The organism is Pseudomonas sp. FW305-3-2-15-C-LB1, from assembly GCF_058787615.1.
Genome location: NZ_JBYSZX010000009.1, coordinates 133438 through 149792 on the forward strand (window position 1 = coordinate 133438; position 16355 = coordinate 149792).

The 16355-nt window shown below is 62.1% G+C and carries 15 protein-coding genes; 10 read left to right on the plus strand and 5 right to left on the minus strand.

Going from position 1 to position 16355, the window contains the following annotated elements; translation table 11 throughout:
- Positions 1-9 precede the first annotated feature (9 nt).
- The 10 genes from rlmH (at position 10) to AC3WP7_RS18870 (ending at position 9999) form a co-directional block, all read left to right on the plus strand.
- Positions 10-477 carry a 23S rRNA (pseudouridine(1915)-N(3))-methyltransferase RlmH gene (gene rlmH / locus AC3WP7_RS18825; protein ID WP_003176297.1) on the plus strand — a complete coding sequence of 156 codons (468 nt, stop codon included), beginning with the start codon at positions 10-12 and terminating at the stop codon, positions 475-477.
- A 15-nt stretch (positions 478-492) separates the two neighbouring features.
- Positions 493-2391 carry a penicillin-binding protein 2 gene (mrdA, locus tag AC3WP7_RS18830; RefSeq protein ID WP_071489890.1) on the plus strand — a complete coding sequence of 633 codons (1899 nt, stop codon included), beginning with the start codon at positions 493-495 and terminating at the stop codon, positions 2389-2391.
- A 31-nt stretch (positions 2392-2422) separates the two neighbouring features.
- Positions 2423-3526: a rod shape-determining protein RodA gene (gene rodA, locus AC3WP7_RS18835; protein WP_042570827.1), complete on the plus strand. Its 1104-nt coding sequence runs from the start codon at positions 2423-2425 to the stop codon at positions 3524-3526.
- A gap of 17 nt (positions 3527-3543) precedes the next feature.
- A complete protein-coding gene (gene mltB, locus AC3WP7_RS18840; protein ID WP_071489891.1) occupies positions 3544-4554 on the plus strand; it encodes a lytic murein transglycosylase B in 1011 nt (336 codons plus the stop codon).
- On the plus strand, positions 4554-5552 hold the full coding sequence (locus tag AC3WP7_RS18845) for a septal ring lytic transglycosylase RlpA family protein (protein WP_071489892.1): 999 nt from the start codon (positions 4554-4556) through the stop codon (positions 5550-5552). The genes mltB and AC3WP7_RS18845 overlap by 1 nt, the downstream gene beginning before the upstream one ends.
- Positions 5553-5731: 179 nt before the next feature.
- A complete protein-coding gene (locus tag AC3WP7_RS18850) occupies positions 5732-6889 on the plus strand; it encodes a D-alanyl-D-alanine carboxypeptidase family protein (protein WP_071489893.1) in 1158 nt (385 codons plus the stop codon).
- Between the two features lie 84 nt (positions 6890-6973).
- Complete coding sequence (locus AC3WP7_RS18855; protein WP_071489894.1) at positions 6974-7255, plus strand: DUF493 domain-containing protein; 282 nt, start codon at positions 6974-6976, stop codon at positions 7253-7255.
- Positions 7255-7902 (plus strand): lipoyl(octanoyl) transferase LipB, encoded by a 648-nt coding sequence (gene lipB, locus AC3WP7_RS18860; protein WP_071489895.1) that lies wholly within the window; start codon positions 7255-7257, stop codon positions 7900-7902. The genes AC3WP7_RS18855 and lipB overlap by 1 nt, the downstream gene beginning before the upstream one ends.
- 26 nt (positions 7903-7928) lie before the next feature.
- Entirely contained in the window at positions 7929-8930 is a 1002-nt protein-coding gene (gene lipA / locus AC3WP7_RS18865) for a lipoyl synthase (RefSeq protein ID WP_166794335.1), read from the plus strand.
- Between the two features lie 148 nt (positions 8931-9078).
- Positions 9079-9999, plus strand: a complete 921-nt coding sequence (locus AC3WP7_RS18870; protein WP_092248142.1) for a S66 peptidase family protein — start codon at positions 9079-9081, stop codon at positions 9997-9999.
- 111 nt (positions 10000-10110) lie between these two features.
- Here AC3WP7_RS18870 and AC3WP7_RS18875 read toward each other — a convergent pair whose 3' ends face one another.
- From AC3WP7_RS18875 to leuS, 5 genes are all read right to left on the minus strand, one after another.
- Positions 10111-11436 (minus strand): lytic murein transglycosylase, encoded by a 1326-nt coding sequence (locus AC3WP7_RS18875; RefSeq protein WP_092248145.1) that lies wholly within the window; start codon positions 11434-11436, stop codon positions 10111-10113.
- Positions 11437-11497: 61 nt separating this feature from the next.
- Positions 11498-11662 (minus strand): alternative ribosome rescue factor ArfA, encoded by a 165-nt coding sequence (gene arfA / locus AC3WP7_RS18880; protein WP_003176285.1) that lies wholly within the window; start codon positions 11660-11662, stop codon positions 11498-11500.
- A gap of 83 nt (positions 11663-11745) precedes the next feature.
- On the minus strand, positions 11746-12783 hold the full coding sequence (gene holA / locus AC3WP7_RS18885; RefSeq protein ID WP_102592441.1) for a DNA polymerase III subunit delta: 1038 nt from the start codon (positions 12781-12783) through the stop codon (positions 11746-11748).
- Between the two features lie 39 nt (positions 12784-12822).
- Positions 12823-13428: an LPS-assembly lipoprotein LptE gene (locus AC3WP7_RS18890; RefSeq protein ID WP_092248148.1), complete on the minus strand. Its 606-nt coding sequence runs from the start codon at positions 13426-13428 to the stop codon at positions 12823-12825.
- Positions 13429-13516: 88 nt separating this feature from the next.
- Complete coding sequence (leuS, locus tag AC3WP7_RS18895; RefSeq protein WP_102592440.1) at positions 13517-16123, minus strand: leucine--tRNA ligase; 2607 nt, start codon at positions 16121-16123, stop codon at positions 13517-13519.
- Between the last annotated feature and the right edge of the window lie 232 nt (positions 16124-16355).

Consider the following 16355-nt stretch of genomic DNA (forward strand, 5'->3'; position numbering starts at 1 on the left):
GGAACGGCTGTGCGCCTGCGTCTGATTGCTGTCGGTTCACGCATGCCCAAGTGGGTGGAAGAAGGCTGGCACGAGTATGCCAAGCGTCTGCCCGCCGAGCTGTCGCTGGAACTGGTAGAGATACCGCTCAATACCCGGGGCAAGAATGCCGACGTGGCGCGCTTTATCCGTCAGGAAGGCGAAGCCATGCTGGCCAAGGTCGGCCCCAACGAGCGCATCGTCACCCTCGAAGTGCACGGCAAGCCCTGGAGCACCGAGCAACTGGCGGTGGAACTGGATCGCTGGCGCCTGGACTCGCGTACGGTCAACTTCATGGTCGGCGGTCCCGAAGGGCTGGCGCCGGAAGTCTGTGCGCGGGCGGACCAGCGCTGGTCGCTGTCGGCGCTGACGCTGCCGCACCCGTTGGTAAGGATCCTGATCGGTGAACAGCTGTATCGCGCCTGGACAGTCCTGTCCGGGCACCCTTACCACAAATAATCTGCGCCCCTCCCGATGACCCAACCGATCCGCATCAAGGACCACGAGAAAGACGCACGTCTCGTACGCGCACGCGTGGTGTTTGGCGCGATCATGGTGGTGGCGTTGTTGGGCGTGCTGATCGCCCGTCTGTATTTCCTGCAGGTGATCCAGTACGACTATCACTCCACGCTGTCGGAAAACAACCGGGTGCATGTGCAGCCGATCCCGCCGACCCGTGGGCTGATTTTCGACCGTAATGGCGTGGTGGTGGCGGACAACCGGCCCAGCTTCAGCCTGAGCATGACCCGCGAGCGCTCTGGCGACTGGCAGCAGATCCTCGATGTGATCGTCGAGGTGCTGCAACTGACGCCGGAAGACCGGGTGATCTTCGAGAAACGCATGAAGCAGGGGCGCCGGCCTTTCGAGCCGGTGCCGATCCTGTTCGAGCTGACCGAAGAGCAGATCGCGCGGATCGCGGTGAACCAGTTCCGCCTGCCGGGTGTGGAAGTGGTGGCGCAGTTGGTCCGGCATTACCCGCAGGGGCCGCACTTTGCTCACTCCGTCGGCTATATGGGGCGGATCAACGAGAAAGAGCTGAAAACCCTCGATCCGGTGAATTACAGCGGCACCCACCATATCGGCAAGACCGGCATCGAGCGTTTTTATGAGCCCGAGCTGCACGGCCAGGTGGGTTACGAGGAAGTCGAGACCAACGCCCGTGGCCGCGTGCTGCGGGTGCTCAAGCGCACCGACCCGGTGCCGGGCAAGGACATCGTACTGAGCCTGGACATCAAGTTGCAGGAAGCGGCGGAGATGGCCCTGGGCGGGCGTCGCGGCGCGGTGGTTGCCCTGGACCCGGCTACCGGTGAAGTCCTGGCGATGGTCAGCCAGCCGAGTTTCGACCCCAACCTGTTTGTGACCGGGATCAGCTTCAAGGCCTACGCCGAGTTGCGCGATTCCATTGATCGTCCGCTGTTCAACCGCGTGCTGCGCGGCCTGTACCCGCCGGGTTCGACCATCAAGCCGGCGGTGGCGATTGCCGGCCTGGACGCGGGTGTGGTTACCGCTTCCAGCCGCGTGTTCGACCCGGGCTACTACATGCTGCCCAACTACGATCACAAATACCGTAACTGGAACCGCACCGGCGACGGCTTTGTCGACCTGGACACCGCAATCATGCGCTCCAACGACACCTATTTTTACGACCTAGCCCATAAGCTCGGGATCGATCGCCTGTCTGCCTACATGGGCAAGTTCGGTCTCGGCCAGAAAGTCTCCCTGGACATGTTCGAAGAGTCCCCCGGCCTGATGCCGTCGCGGGAGTGGAAGCGCGCAACCCGCCGCCAGGCGTGGTTCCCGGGCGAAACCCTGATCCTCGGTATCGGCCAGGGCTACATGCAGGCCACGCCGCTGCAACTGGCCCAGGCCACGGCGTTGGTCGCCAACAAAGGCATCTGGAACCGTCCGCACCTGGCCAAGACTATCGAGGGCGAGAAGCCCTTGGATGAAAACCCGATCCCGAACATCGTGCTGCGCGATCCGTCCGACTGGACCAAGGTCAACCATGGCATGCAGCAAGTGATGCACGGTGCACGCGGCACCGCACGCAAGGCGGCCATTGGTGCGCAGTACCGCATTGCCGGCAAGAGCGGTACCGCCCAGGTGGTGGCGATCAAGCAGGGCGAAAAATACGACCGCTCCAAGGTTCAGGAACGCCACCGCGACCACGCCTTGTTTGTCGGCTTTGCCCCGGCGGACGATCCGAAGATTGTGGTCGCGGTGATGGTCGAGAACGGCGAGTCCGGCTCCGGCGTCGCGGCGCCCGTGGTGCGCCAGGTGATGGACGCCTGGCTGCTGGCCGACGACGGCAGGCTCAAGCCCGAATATGGCGGCCCCCCTTCAAGCACCGAGGTTACGGCCCGTGAAGAGTAATTTTGACCGCATCCTCTCCAGTGAGGATGTGATGCGTCGCCGTGCGACGTTGCTGCAACGCATGCACATTGATGGCCCGCTGCTGATCCTGCTGCTGACCCTGGCGGCCGGCAGCCTGTTCGTGCTGTATTCGGCCAGCGGCAAGAACTGGGACCTGCTGATCAAGCAGGCGTCGTCGTTCGGCCTGGGCTTGTTGTCGATGGTGGTGATCGCCCAGCTCGAGCCGCGTTTCATGGCGCGCTGGGTGCCGTTGGGCTACGTCGCCGGGGTGTTGTTGCTGGTGGTGGTCGACGTGATGGGCCACAACGCCATGGGTGCGACCCGCTGGATCAACATTCCGGGGGTGATTCGCTTCCAGCCGTCGGAATTCATGAAGATCCTGATGCCCGCGACCATTGCCTGGTACCTGTCCAAGCGCACCTTGCCGCCGCAGCTCAAACATGTGGGCATCAGCCTGATCCTGATTGGCGTGCCGTTCATCCTGATCGTGCGCCAGCCCGACCTCGGCACCTCGCTGCTGATCCTGGCGGGTGGCGCGTTCGTGCTGTTCATGGGCGGCTTGCGCTGGCGCTGGATCCTCAGCGTGCTTGCCGCTGCCGTGCCGGTGGCCGTGGCCATGTGGTTCTTCTTTATGCACGACTACCAGAAGCAGCGGATCCTCACGTTCCTCGACCCGGAAAGCGATCCGCTGGGTACCGGCTGGAACATCATCCAGTCGAAGGCCGCCATCGGCTCCGGCGGGGTATTTGGTAAGGGTTGGTTACTGGGTACCCAGTCGCACCTGGACTTTTTGCCCGAGAGCCACACCGACTTCATTATTGCGGTGATGGGCGAAGAGTTCGGCCTGGTGGGCATTTGCGCGCTGTTGCTGATCTATCTGCTGTTGATTGGTCGCGGCCTGGTGATCACCGCGCAGGCGCAGACGCTGTTCGGCAAACTGCTCGCCGGCGCCCTGACCATGACTTTTTTTGTTTACGTTTTCGTCAACATCGGTATGGTCAGTGGCCTGTTGCCGGTGGTTGGGGTGCCGTTGCCATTCATTAGCTACGGCGGAACTTCGCTGGTGACATTGCTGTCAGCGTTTGGGGTTTTGATGTCGATTCATACGCATCGCAAATGGATCGCACAGGTTTGAATAAGGTGAAGATGTCAATGCAAGTAATGCGCGGCTGGGCGACTCGGCACGCGTCCTGGATGGGCCTGATTGGGCTGCTGGGCGCAACGCAGGAGGCGCAGGCCGGTGACTATGATGGTTCACCCCAGGTCGCCGAATTTGTCGGTGAGATGACCCGCGACTATGGTTTCGCCGGTGAACAGCTGATGGGCGTGTTCCGCGAAGCGCAGAAAAAGCAGGCGATCCTCGATGCCATCTCGCGCCCCGCCGAACGTGTGAAGCAGTGGAAGGAATATCGCCCGATGTTCCTCACCGACGCCCGCGTGGCCCGTGGCGTGGACTTCTGGCGCCAGCACGAGGCCGTGCTGGCTCGCGCCGAGCAGGAGTACGGCGTGCCGGCCCAGGTCATCGTTGCGATCATTGGCATTGAAACCTTCTACGGGCGCAATACCGGCAGCTATCGGGTGATCGACGCCTTGTCGACCCTGGGCTTCGATTATCCGCCCCGCGCCGAGTTCTTCCGCAAGGAACTGCGCGAGTTCCTGCTGCTGGCCCGCGAAGAGCAGGTCGACCCGCTGAGCCTCAAAGGTTCCTATGCCGGTGCGATGGGCTTGCCGCAGTTCATGCCGAGCAGCTTCCGCGCCTATGCAGTGGACTTCGACGGCGACGGGCATATCAATATCTGGAGCAACCCCGACGACGCCGTCGGCAGCGTGGCCAGCTACTTCAAGCGCCATGGCTGGGTCGCCGGCGAGCCGGTGGTGATCCGCGCCGATGTCAGTGGGGACCGCGTCGATGAAGGTCTGACTCAGGGCATCGAGCCGGCCAAGACGGTCGGGGAGTTGCGGGCGCTGGGCTGGTCGAGTCAGAATGCGCTGCCTGACGATATGCCGGTCACGGCATTCCGCCTTGAGGGCGAAAACGGCCCGGAATACTGGATGGGCCTGAAGAATTTCTACGCAATCACGCGTTATAACCGCAGTGTGATGTACGCCATGGCCGTGCATCAGCTGTCAGACATGCTGGTCCAAGCACGGGGCACTAAGTAATGCGGGCATCGCCGTTCAATCAACCGCTCAAGCTGGTGGCGTTCGTCGCGTTGTCCCTGCTGGTCGTCAGTTGCTCCACCAGCCGCGGTCCGGCGCAGAAGTCCGGGGGCACCGCAGTTCGTTCCCAGCCGGGCCTGGACATCAACCGTGCGCACAAAGACGGCGCGCCGTGGTGGGATGTCGATGTGTCGAAGATCCCGGACGCCACGCCCACCCTGCACACCGGTGCCTACAAGGCCAACCCGTACACCGTGCTGGGCAAGACCTATTTCCCGTTGCAGGACTCCAAGACCTACGTGCAATCGGGCACGGCTTCCTGGTACGGCACCAAGTTCCATGGCCAGAACACTGCCAACGGCGAAGTGTATGACCTGTATGGCATGAGTGCAGCGCACAAGACCCTGCCGCTGCCGAGCTATGTGCGGGTGACCAACCTGGACAACAACCGCACGGTGATCCTGCGCGTCAACGACCGTGGCCCGTTTTACTCGGACCGTATCATCGACCTGTCCTACGCCGCCGCGAAGAAACTCGGCTACGCCGAAACCGGCACTGCGCGGGTCAAGGTCGAAGGCATCGATCCGGCGCAGTACTGGGCCCAGCGCGGCAAGCCGGCACCGTTGATGCTCAACGAGCCGCAGACACCACAACCGCAAATCACCGCATCGGCCGGCAAGGTCGAGCAGTGGACACCGCCGCCACAGCAGCACGCCCCGGACACCGTGGCTGTGCCGCAGGCTGCCCAGGGCGCTTCGCTGGCTGGCGGCCAATACTTGCAGGTGGGCGCTTTCGCCAACCCGGATGCGGCAGAACTGTTAAGGTCCAAGCTAAGCAGCATGGTCAACGCGCCGGTCTTCATCAGTTCCATCGTGCGTAACCAGCAGACATTGCACCGTGTGCGCATGGGCCCGATCGGCTCGCCGAGCGAAGTGGCGCAAGTGCAGAACAGCGTGCGCCTGGCCAACCTGGGGCAACCCAGCGTGGTCACCGCTGAATAAACAGAATTGATGGTTCTGGCCCGTGCGCGGGGCAGGGCTGTGGTTGTTGGCTCGTTGAACAATAAAAACCCGGGGGCAAGGGGTGAGCGGGCAACCGAACACGTGACAGTCTGGTAGCGGACTGTCTGAATAAGTTTTGCCCGCGAGGGCAAGTTTCCATAAGCAATTTCGAGAGACGGATGAACATCACCACCTTAGCCAAACGCACGTGCCTGCTTCTTTCGCTGATCATCACCCCGGCCGCCTGGGCGGTTGAAATGGTGCCGGCTTCCCCGCAACTGGCTGCCAAGGCCTGGGTCCTCATGGATGCCGCCAGCGGCAACGTGCTGGTCGAGAACAACGGTGACCAGCGCCTGCCACCGGCCAGCCTGACCAAACTGATGACCGCCTACATCGCGACCCTGGAAATCCGTCGCGGCCAGATCGGCGAGAACGACCCGGTTACCGTCAGTGAAAACGCCTGGCGTACCGGCGGTTCGCGGATGTTCATCAAAGTGGGTTCGCAGGTGACTGTGAGCGACCTGCTGCACGGCATCATCATCCAGTCCGGTAACGACGCCAGCGTCGCCCTGGCCGAGCACATCGCCGGCAGCGAAGACGCGTTCGCCGACATGATGAACAAAACCGTGGCCGACCTGGGCATGACCAACAGCCACTTCATGAACCCGACCGGCCTGCCGAACCCGGAGCACTACTCGTCGGCGCACGACATGGCGATCCTGGCGCGCGCGATCATTCGTGTCGACCCGGTGCACTACGCGATCTACTCCCAGAAGGAGTTCTTCTGGAACAACATCAAGCAGCCTAACCGCAACCTGCTGCTGTGGCGCGACAAGACCGTCGACGGTCTGAAAACCGGCCACACCGAAGAAGCCGGCTACTGCATGGTGTCGTCCGCTGTGCGCGACGGCCAACGCCTGATCGCCGTAGTCTTCGGCACCAACAGCGAGCAGGCCCGTGCGGCCGAGACGCAGAAACTGCTGACCTACGGTTTCCGTTTCTTCGAAACCCAGACCTTCTACCAGAAGGGTACTGAGCTGGCGACCGCGCCGGTGTGGAAGGGTGCTACCTCCCAAGTCAAGGCCGGCCTGGCTGAAGACCTGACCCTGACCATGCCTAAAGGCCAGCTGAAGAAGCTCGCTGCCAGCATGACCATGAACCCGCAACTGGTTGCGCCCATCGCCAAGGGCGACGTGATCGGTAAAGTCGAAGTGAAGCTGGACGACAAGGTGGTGCACAGCGCCGACCTGATCGCCCTGGACGCCGTCGACGAAGGTGGTATCTTCCGCCGCGTGTGGGATAGCATCCGTCTATTCTTCTACAGCCTGTTCAACTGATTGTGTGCACCTGCAAGGCCCCGTGTTGATCCGACGCGGGGCTTTGCCCGTCGCCACGGCTTACGCTTACGAGGCCGTTACGCCATGACCGATAAAGAAGCAGAAGTAAAGGCGCCCAAGATCGAATTCCCAGTGACGGATTATCCCGTCAAGGTGATCAGCGATACCGGCGTGGGCCGTAAGGACACGATTCTCGCGATCGTTCGCAAATACGCGACGATCAATGACAACCGCGTGGACGAGCGTCAAAGCTCCACCGGCAAATACACCACGATCCAGTTGCACATCGTTGCGACGGATCAGGACCAGCTCTACAACATCAACAGCGAACTGCGGGCCACCGGCTTCGTGCACATGGTGCTGTGATGTCACAGGTCCTGGGCTTTCGCGAGCTCGGCCGGATGGACTACGAGCCCGTCTGGCACGCCATGCAGCGCTTCACTAACGAGCGCGGCACGTCGGCCCCCGATGAGATCTGGCTGGTGGAACACCCGCCCGTGTTCACCCAGGGCCAGGCCGGCAAGGCCGAGCATCTGCTGCTGCCGGGGGAAATTCCGGTGGTGCAGGTCGACCGAGGTGGCCAAGTGACTTACCATGGGCCCGGCCAACTCGTGGCTTATTTGCTGCTGGATGTGCGCAAGCTGGGGTTTGGCGTGCGCGACCTGGTCAGCCGCATGGAGGCTTGCCTGATCGAGCTGCTGGCCAGTTACGGAGTGACTGCTGCGGCCAAGCCGGATGCGCCGGGTGTGTACGTTGATGGCGCGAAGATCGCCTCCCTGGGGCTGCGGATTCGCCACGGCTGTTCCTTTCATGGCCTGGCCCTGAACGTGGACATGGACCTGGCACCGTTCCGGCGGATCAACCCGTGTGGCTATGCCGGGTTGGCGATGACGCAACTGAGCGACCACGCCACACCGATTAAATTTGCCGAGGTAAGTGCCCGGCTGCGTGCGCAGCTCGTCAAACACCTCGACTATGCTGAGCAGACGACCCTTACGGGCGGAATCGACTGATTATGACTACTGATGCAGTGCAAACCATGATCCCGACGGTGGACGTTACCGAACGCCCAGCCCCGGCCCCGCGTGCCAAGGTGGAAGCCGGCGTCAAGCTGCGCGGCGCCGAAAAGGTTGCACGCATCCCGGTGAAGATCATTCCGACCACCGAACTGCCGAAGAAACCCGACTGGATCCGCGTGCGCATCCCGGTTTCGCCGGAAGTCGACCGTATCAAGGCGCTGCTGCGCAAACACAAGCTGCACAGCGTCTGCGAAGAGGCCTCCTGCCCGAACCTGGGCGAGTGCTTTTCCGGCGGCACCGCCACCTTCATGATCATGGGGGATATCTGCACCCGTCGTTGCCCGTTCTGCGACGTTGGCCACGGCCGTCCGAAGCCACTTGACGTCAACGAGCCGGAAAGCCTGGCCATCGCCATCGCCGACCTGCGCCTCAAGTACGTGGTGATCACCTCGGTAGACCGCGACGACCTGCGTGACGGCGGTGCCCAGCACTTTGCCGACTGCATCCGCGAAATCCGCAAGCTGTCGCCGAACGTGATGCTCGAAACCCTGGTGCCGGACTACCGCGGTCGCATGGACGTGGCGCTGGAAATCACCGCAGCCGAGCCGCCGGATGTGTTCAACCACAACCTGGAAACCGTGCCGCGCCTGTACAAGGCTGCCCGCCCCGGTTCGGACTACCAGTGGTCGCTGACCCTGCTGCAGAAATTCAAGCAGATGATGCCGCACATCCCGACCAAGTCCGGCTTGATGCTGGGCCTGGGCGAGACCGACGAAGAAGTCATCGAAGTCATGAAGCGCATGCGCGAACACGACATCGACATGCTGACCCTCGGCCAGTACCTGCAACCGTCCCGCAGCCACTTGCCGGTGCAGCGTTTCGTGCACCCGGACACCTTCGCCTGGTTCGCCGAGGAAGGCTACAAGATGGGCTTCAAGAACGTGGCGTCCGGCCCGCTGGTGCGTTCTTCGTACCATGCGGACGAGCAGGCCAAGCTGGTCAAGGCAAGCCTGGTTTCCTGATAGCGCTGTGAGCGGCACCGCAGGTTAATGTGGGAGGGGGCTTGCCCCCGATAGCGGACTGTCAGTCAGCACTTCTGATACTGATACACCGCCATCGGGGACAAGCCTCCTCCCACAGTTGTTTCGCGTTAGCCAAGGAGAGTCGTGGATGACCGCTGCAGTACCTGCCCTCCGTAGCGAAGGCACCATCGCCCTGATCGCCCCCGCCGGCCCCGCCACCCTGGACGTTGAAAAAGCCGGCCAATGGATGCGCACCCGCGGCTACGACCTGCGCATCTTCCCGGGTGTCTATGAACGCGACGGCTACCTCGCCGGCAGCGATAAAACCCGCCTCAACGACCTGCACACAGCTTTCGCCGACCCTGAAATCGACGCCATCTTCTGCCTGCGTGGCGGCTACGGCACGCCGCGCCTGCTCGATAGCCTGGACTTCGACCTGCTACGCGCCAATGCCAAACCCTTCGTGGGTTACAGCGACATCACCGCGCTGCACCTGGCAATCAGCCGTTACGCCGGCTTCGTGACCTTCCATGGGCCGATGCTCAACGCCGATCTCTTGGGCGACAAGCAACCACCTACCGAGTCTTCATTGTTCAGCATGCTGCGCGGCCAGTTGGGCGCTGGCAGCGAGTTGACGCACCCCGTGGCGTACCCGCTGACCACAATCGAGCCTGGCATTGCCTGTGGGCGCTTGCTGGGTGGCAATCTGTCGATGATCGCGGCAGTCATGGGCACACCCTTTGAGATCGACGCAGATGGCATCATCCTGTTGATCGAGGACGTCAACGAGCCGATCTACCGTATCGACCGCCTGCTGACGCACCTGCGCCTGGCGGGCAAGCTGGAGCAGGTCGCCGGCGTACTGGTAGGGGACGTGGCGGGTGTGGATCAGGTTGCGCTGGAGCGCTTGCTCAAGCAGACCTTCGAGCCATTGCGCATCCCGGTGTTGTCCGGTTGGCGCAGTGGGCATTGCGACCCGAACCTGACGTTGCCGATGGGCGCATTGGTGCGGTTGGATGCGGGGGAGCAGCGGGTGGTGTTGGAGCAGGATGTGGTGTTCAAAGCCTGAGCTTTTTAGTCTGTCAGTCCGTCATCGGGGGCAAGCCCCCTCCCACAATGGAATGCTGTCGGAATGTGGGAGGGGGCTTGCCCCCGATAGCGATAGCCGCCAAAGGCAGCTCTATCGATTCTGCAACGACTCCAATAGTTTAACCGTCGGATACCCATCCGCCGGCCAGCCCAAGGCCTGCTGCGCCGCACGAATCGCCTTGCGCGTATTGGCGCCGATAATCCCATCCGGGTTGCCCGCGTCATAGCCGTTGGCACTCAAGGCCGTCTGCAAGTCGATGCGCTGCGAGCGGCTCAATGGCAGCTCATCCTTCGGCCAATCGCCACGGATCACTCCACCGCCACCAAAGCGTTCCGACAACAAGCCAACCGCCAGTGCATAGGACGAGGAGTTGTTGTACTTGAGGATCGCGCGGAAGTTATCCAGCACCAGGAACGCCGGGCCACGGTAACCGGCCGGCAACAGCAGCGCAGCGGAGAGTTGGTCGACGTTGGGCGGCATGCTTGCGCCGGGCGGCAGTTGGATACCCAGTTTCAGCCAATCTGCGACCGTCTTGCGGATGCCGCCATCGGCCAGGGCGTAATCGAAGTTCGCCGGCAGTTGTTTCACTTCGAAACCCCACGGTTGGCCTTTCTGCCAGCCGGAGCTCTGCAGGTAGTGTGCGGTGGAGGCGAGGGCGTCTGACGGGCTGTTCCAGATATCGCGGCGACCGTCGCCATCGAAGTCGACGGCGTGGGTGTTGTAGGTGGTTGGGATAAATTGGGTCTGGCCCATGGCGCCGGCCCAGGAACCTTTCATCTGGTCGGCCTGGATATCGCCGTGCTGGATGATCTGCAGCGCCGCCAGCAATTGCGCCTGGGCAAATGCCGGGCGGCGGCCTTCGTAGGCCAGGGTCGCCAGGGAGCGGATCACCGAGTTGTTGCCCTGGAACTGGCCGAAGTTACTTTCCATGCCCCATACCGACACCAGCGCCTGGCGGTCGACGCCATAACGTTGTTCGATGCTTTGCAGGATGTCGGCGTACTTGACCAGCAACGCCTGGCCGTTGCGCACGCGCACGGGCGACAGGGCGCCGTCGAGGTATTCCCACACCGGGCGGGAAAATTCCGGCTGGCTGCGGTCGGCGCGGATCACCGCCATGTCGGGTGTGACGTTGGCGAATGCGTTGTCGAACACGGTGGCGGTGATGCCGGCCTGCAGGGCTTGCACGCGAAAGGCCGCCTGCCATTCGGCGAAGGTCTGGGTCGGCTGGATATCAAGATTATCCACAGCCAGCGGGGCCACGACAGCGGGCGCAACCACAGGGGCGGTCTGGAGCTTGGGCAGCGGTTGAGCGTCGGCGGCGGTGGGTTTCTCCGCACAGGCGACGAGCAGGATGAGGCTGGAGGCAGCGATCAGCTGGCGAAAGTGCCAACGACGGGAAAGACTAGAGGGCATGCACAGGTCCAGGGATTGCAAATCAGGTGCAGACCTTATCATGCCAGAGGGCTGCTTGCCTTCAGGCAGCCAGAAAGTAAGAAGCCTCCCAGCTATTAGACTGGAAGGCTTCGCGGCGGTAGCTGCCTTTGCCCTTGCCGGCGCGTTCCTGACGGCTACGGAACAGTGGCTGGGCGATGATGGATTTGGCCTTGTTGGGGCCATGCTTGGATGGCTTTTTGCTCATGGTCGTTACTCTCGTTGGGTGGTTGAAGCGGTGCAAATCATCTGCCGATGTTGCGCCGCTGTAAAGCCCTTCGAGAGGTAGGACTATTCTGCCGGCAATGTCAGGCGCTGGCCGGCCATCAACAATGATAAACGGCTCAGGCTCATCCACGGCGAACCCGCCGCCTGGCCCTTGATCTGCGCGTCGATGCGTTGCGCTTCCAGCAGCAATAGCGCCCAGCGTTGCGCCGAGTGCCGCTGCAGTGCTTTGCTCATCAAGGGTTTGCGCTTGTCCCAAACCGGTGGCTTGGCCTGGCTGAAGCATTTGTCCAGCGGCGTACCCTGGCTGTATTGCAGGGCAATATTGGCCAGCACCCGCAGTTCCCGGGCCAGGGCCCAGAGAATCACCGGCGGTTCCACGCCTTCGCCGCGCAGGCCTTCAAGCATACGCAAAGCGTGGGCGGGTTCACCGTTGAGGATCGCATCCACCAGCCCGAACACATCGAAGCGCGCGCTATCGGCCACGGCGCCCTGGACGGTTTCGACGGTAATCTGCCCGTCTTCGGCCATCAGCTTGAGCTTTTCGATCTCCTGGGCAGCGGCCAGCAAATTGCCTTCAACCCGGGCGGCGATCAACTCCACTGCGTCCTGGGTCGCCGACAGTCCCGACTGCGACAGCCGCTGGCGAATCCATTGCGGCAACTGGCTGCTATCCACCGGCCAGATCTGGATGAACTGGGTCTGCGCCCCTTCCACCAGGGCCTTGCCCCACTTGGTTTTCTGCGCGCTGCCATCAAGCTTGGGCAGGCTGATCAACAGCACGGTGTCTTCGGCGGGGCGCGAGCAGTATTCCATCAGGGCGGCCGCGCCTTTGTCGCCAGGCTTGCCCGAAGGCAGGCGCAGTTCCAGCAGGCGCTTCTCGGCAAACAGCGACATGCTCGCACCGGCCTGCAGCAGCGTGCCCCAGTCGAAGCTGGCGTCGGCGCTGAAGACCTGGCGTTCGTCGAAACCTTGCTGGCGTGCCGCCGTGCGAATGGCGTCGGCGGCTTCCTGACACAGCAGCGGATCATCACCGCTGACAATGTAGACAGGCGCAAGGCCACCTTGCAGGTGTTTGGCGAGTTGGGCAGGGGCGAGTTTCATAGGCGGGGTAAACGGGGCGCTTGGGGCGCCCCGTCCGGCTTACTCGACAGGGACTTCAACAGGCGACTGTTTCGGTGTGTTGTCTTCGTACTCTTTGGCAGCTTTCAGCGCGTCGGCCTCGGCCTTGGCCTTGTTGTCAGCCTGTTGCTGCAGGGTCTCCAGTTGTTCCGGAGTCAGCATCGACAGGCGCAGCACAATGCGCTGTACCAGTTCGCGACGCATTTCCTTGCGCACCTGCTGGATTTCGGAGTCCGAACCCACCAGGTTGTTGCCATCGTGGCTGACCACTTTCTGCACCTGGATCTTGTCACCCATCAGCGGCAGATGATCGCGGCCCTGGATTTCGAAGTTGAGCGCAGTGCTCAGTTCGATGTCGGAGGCACGCCCGGCGCTGGCGTAGCTCAGGTTACGCTGGGTTTCTCTTTCATCCACCAGGAACAGTTTGTACGTCGCGCCGGTGTAGACGTGCACGCCGCTGTTTTCCAGCACCTGACGCAATTGCGTCACCGTATCGCCGTAGGCGTTGCGGGCGCTGACGTCGAGTTCCTTGATCGTCAGGTCATTGGTGGCAGTACCGCGCAGCTGGAAGCCGCATGCGCTCAGCAGCACGGCAAGGCCCATCACCAGCAAATTGCGTTTGATCATTTTGTTGCTCCCCTTGAAACCATGTGGGCCTTATCGAGGCCCTGAAGGCTTTGTTCGACGCAGGGCCCAAGCCCTGCGCCCGATCCGATTAGCTCGCGACGATATTGACCAGTTTGCCAGGCACCACGATCACTTTGCGAATCGTCAGGCCTTCGGTAAAGCGCAGCACGTTTTCGTTGACGCGGGCAGCCGCTTCAACGTCTTCGCGGCTGGCGGTGGCTGGCATGTCGATCTGGCCACGCAGTTTACCGTTGACCTGGATCACCAGTTGCAGCGTGTCCTGTACCAGGGCGCTGTCATCCTGCACCGGCCAGCGCGCATCGATGACGGCGTCGTTGTGGCCCAGGCGGTTCCACAGGTCGTGGCTGATGTGCGGCGTGATCGGCGCCAGCAGCAGGGTGACCGTTTCCAGGCCTTCCTGTACCAGTGCGCGATCCTGCTCAGTCACTTGTGGGGCTTTTTCCAGCACATTCATCAGCGTCATTACCTGGGCGATGGCGGTGTTGAACTTGTGGTTCTGGCCTACGTCCTGGCTGGCTTGCTTGATGGCCAGGTGGGTGCTGCGGCGAATGAGTTTCTGCTCGTCGCTCAAGGCGGCCACGTCCAGTTTACCCGGCAGGCCCTGGCTGATGTGAGCGTGCGCCAGGCGCCAGACGCGCTTGAGGAAACGATGCGAGCCTTCGACGCCGGAGTCGGACCATTCGGCGCTCATGTCAGGCGGCGAGGCGAACATCATGAACAGGCGGCAGGTGTCCGCGCCGAACTGATCGATCATCGACTGCGGGTCAACGCCATTGTTCTTGGACTTGGCCATCTTCTCGGTGCCGCCGATTTCCACCGGCAGGCCGTCGGCGATCAGCTTGGCGCTGATGACCTTGGCTTTGCTGTCGCGCTCAAGCTCGACGTCTGCCGGGTTGAACCAGGTGTAGGCGCCATTGGCTTCACGGCGATAGTAGGTCTCGGCGACCACCATGCCCTGGGTCAGCAGGTTCTTGAACGGCTCATCGGAGCTCACCAGGCCTTCGTCACGCATCAGCTTGTGGAAGAAGCGCGCGTACAACAGGTGAAGGATGGCGTGTTCGATACCGCCGATATACTGGTCAACCGGCAACCAGTGGTCGGCTGCGGATTTCTCTACCAGGCCGCCTTCATAATGCGGCGAGGCGTAGCGGGCGTAATACCACGAGGACTCCACGAAGGTGTCCATGGTGTCGGTTTCACGTTTGGCAGGCGCGCCGCATTTGGGGCAACTGCATTCGTAGAATTCGGGCATGCGCGCCAATGGCGAACCGGCGCCGTCCGGCACCACCTCTTCCGGCAGGACGACTGGCAGTTGATCTTCCGGTACTGGCACGTCGCCACAGCTTGCGCAGTGGATGATCGGGATCGGGCAGCCCCAGTAGCGCTGGCGGCTGATACCCCAGTCGCGCAGGCGGAACTGGGTGCGCGAGGCACCGAGGTTTTTCTTGATCAGGGCGACTTCAATGGCGTCGAAGGCGCCCTGGAAGTCCAGGCCATCAAACTCGCCGGAATTGATCAGCTCACCGTGCTCGCCGTAGGCGTCCTGCCACGGGGCCGGGTTGGTGTCGCCCGAGCTGGTACGCACCACGGACTTGATCGGCAGGCTGTACTTGGTGGCGAATTCGAAATCGCGCTCGTCGTGAGCCGGCACAGCCATGACAGCGCCATCGCCGTAGTGCATCAGCACGTAGTTGGCCACCCACACCGGCAGCTTTTCACCGGTGAGTGGGTGCTCGACGAACAGGCCGGTCGGCAGGCCTTTTTTCTCCTGGGTGGCGACGTCGGCCTCGGCCACGCTACCGCCTTTGCATTCGGCGATGAACGCCTGCAACTCAGGGTTGTTCTGTGCAGCCTGGGTGGCCAGCGGGTGTTCGGCGGCCACGGCGACGTAGGTCGCGCCCATCAGGGTGTCCGGGCGGGTGGTGAAGACTTTCAGTGCGCCCGCTTCGCCGATCGAGTCGATGTTGTACGGGAACTGCACTTCCATGCCCTTGGATTTGCCGATCCAGTTGCGTTGCATGGTCTTGACCTGCTCCGGCCAGCCCGGCAGGTCGTCGAGGCTCGACAACAGTTCATCCGCGTAGGCGGTGATCTTGAAGTAGTACATCGGGATTTCGCGCTTTTCGATCAGCGCGCCGGAGCGCCAGCCGCGACCGTCGATCACTTGCTCGTTGGCAAGGACGGTCTGGTCGATCGGGTCCCAGTTCACGGTGCCGCTTTTTTTGTAGATCACACCTTTTTCGAACAGGCGCGTGAACAGCCATTGTTCCCAGCGGTAGTAATCCGGCTTGCAGGTGGTGACTTCGCGGGACCAGTCCACCGCCAGGCCCAGGCTGCGCAGCTGGGTCTTCATGTAGGCGATGTTTTCGTAGGTCCACTTGGCGGGGGCCACGTTGTTTTTCATCGCGGCGTTTTCCGCCGGCATGCCGAAGGCGTCCCAACCCATGGGTTGCAGGACGTTCTTGCCTTGCATGCGCTGGTAACGGGAAATCACGTCGCCGATGGTGTAGTTACGCACGTGCCCCATGTGTAGCTTGCCGCTGGGGTAAGGGAACATCGATAGGCAGTAGTAAGTCTCCTTGCCTGGCTGTTCACTGACTTCAAAGGACTTTTGCTCGTCCCAGAAGGTTTGGGCGGCATTTTCTATTTCACGGGGCTGATATTGTTCGTGCATGGCTACTTTTGAACTGAATAGGGGTGGCCTAATCCTCTTCGGTGCAACATTCAGGTTGATCGACACCAAAAAGCGGCGCGTCCGTGCCCAAACCCTGCGGGAAGTGGAGTTACAGGAAGCGCCGTAGCATACATGACCCCACTCTATCGAGGGAAACCCTGATTGCTCTGGCAGGGCCGTCTGTCGTGGCGCCGGGCAGGCGCAGCCACGGGGGCTACGCTGTTTATTGGGG

Bases quoted from the DNA above. Each gene is read 5' to 3' on its own strand.
- lipB (WP_071489895.1), top strand. From the start codon at position 7,255: ATGTCACAGGTCCTGGGCTTTCGCGAGCTCGGCCGGATGGACTACGAG.
- AC3WP7_RS18855 (WP_071489894.1), top strand. From the start codon at position 6,974: ATGACCGATAAAGAAGCAGAAGTAAAGGCGCCCAAGATCGAATTCCCA.
- mrdA (WP_071489890.1), top strand. From the start codon at position 493: ATGACCCAACCGATCCGCATCAAGGACCACGAGAAAGACGCACGTCTC.
- AC3WP7_RS18890 (WP_092248148.1), bottom strand. From the start codon at position 13,428: ATGATCAAACGCAATTTGCTGGTGATGGGCCTTGCCGTGCTGCTGAGC.
- lipA (WP_166794335.1), top strand. From the start codon at position 7,929: ATGATCCCGACGGTGGACGTTACCGAACGCCCAGCCCCGGCCCCGCGT.
- mltB (WP_071489891.1), top strand. From the start codon at position 3,544: ATGCAAGTAATGCGCGGCTGGGCGACTCGGCACGCGTCCTGGATGGGC.
- AC3WP7_RS18870 (WP_092248142.1), top strand. From the start codon at position 9,079: ATGACCGCTGCAGTACCTGCCCTCCGTAGCGAAGGCACCATCGCCCTG.
- AC3WP7_RS18850 (WP_071489893.1), top strand. From the start codon at position 5,732: ATGAACATCACCACCTTAGCCAAACGCACGTGCCTGCTTCTTTCGCTG.
- AC3WP7_RS18845 (WP_071489892.1), top strand. From the start codon at position 4,554: ATGCGGGCATCGCCGTTCAATCAACCGCTCAAGCTGGTGGCGTTCGTC.
- arfA (WP_003176285.1), bottom strand. From the start codon at position 11,662: ATGAGCAAAAAGCCATCCAAGCATGGCCCCAACAAGGCCAAATCCATC.
- leuS (WP_102592440.1), bottom strand. From the start codon at position 16,123: ATGCACGAACAATATCAGCCCCGTGAAATAGAAAATGCCGCCCAAACC.
- holA (WP_102592441.1), bottom strand. From the start codon at position 12,783: ATGAAACTCGCCCCTGCCCAACTCGCCAAACACCTGCAAGGTGGCCTT.
- AC3WP7_RS18875 (WP_092248145.1), bottom strand. From the start codon at position 11,436: ATGCCCTCTAGTCTTTCCCGTCGTTGGCACTTTCGCCAGCTGATCGCT.
- rodA (WP_042570827.1), top strand. From the start codon at position 2,423: ATGCGTCGCCGTGCGACGTTGCTGCAACGCATGCACATTGATGGCCCG.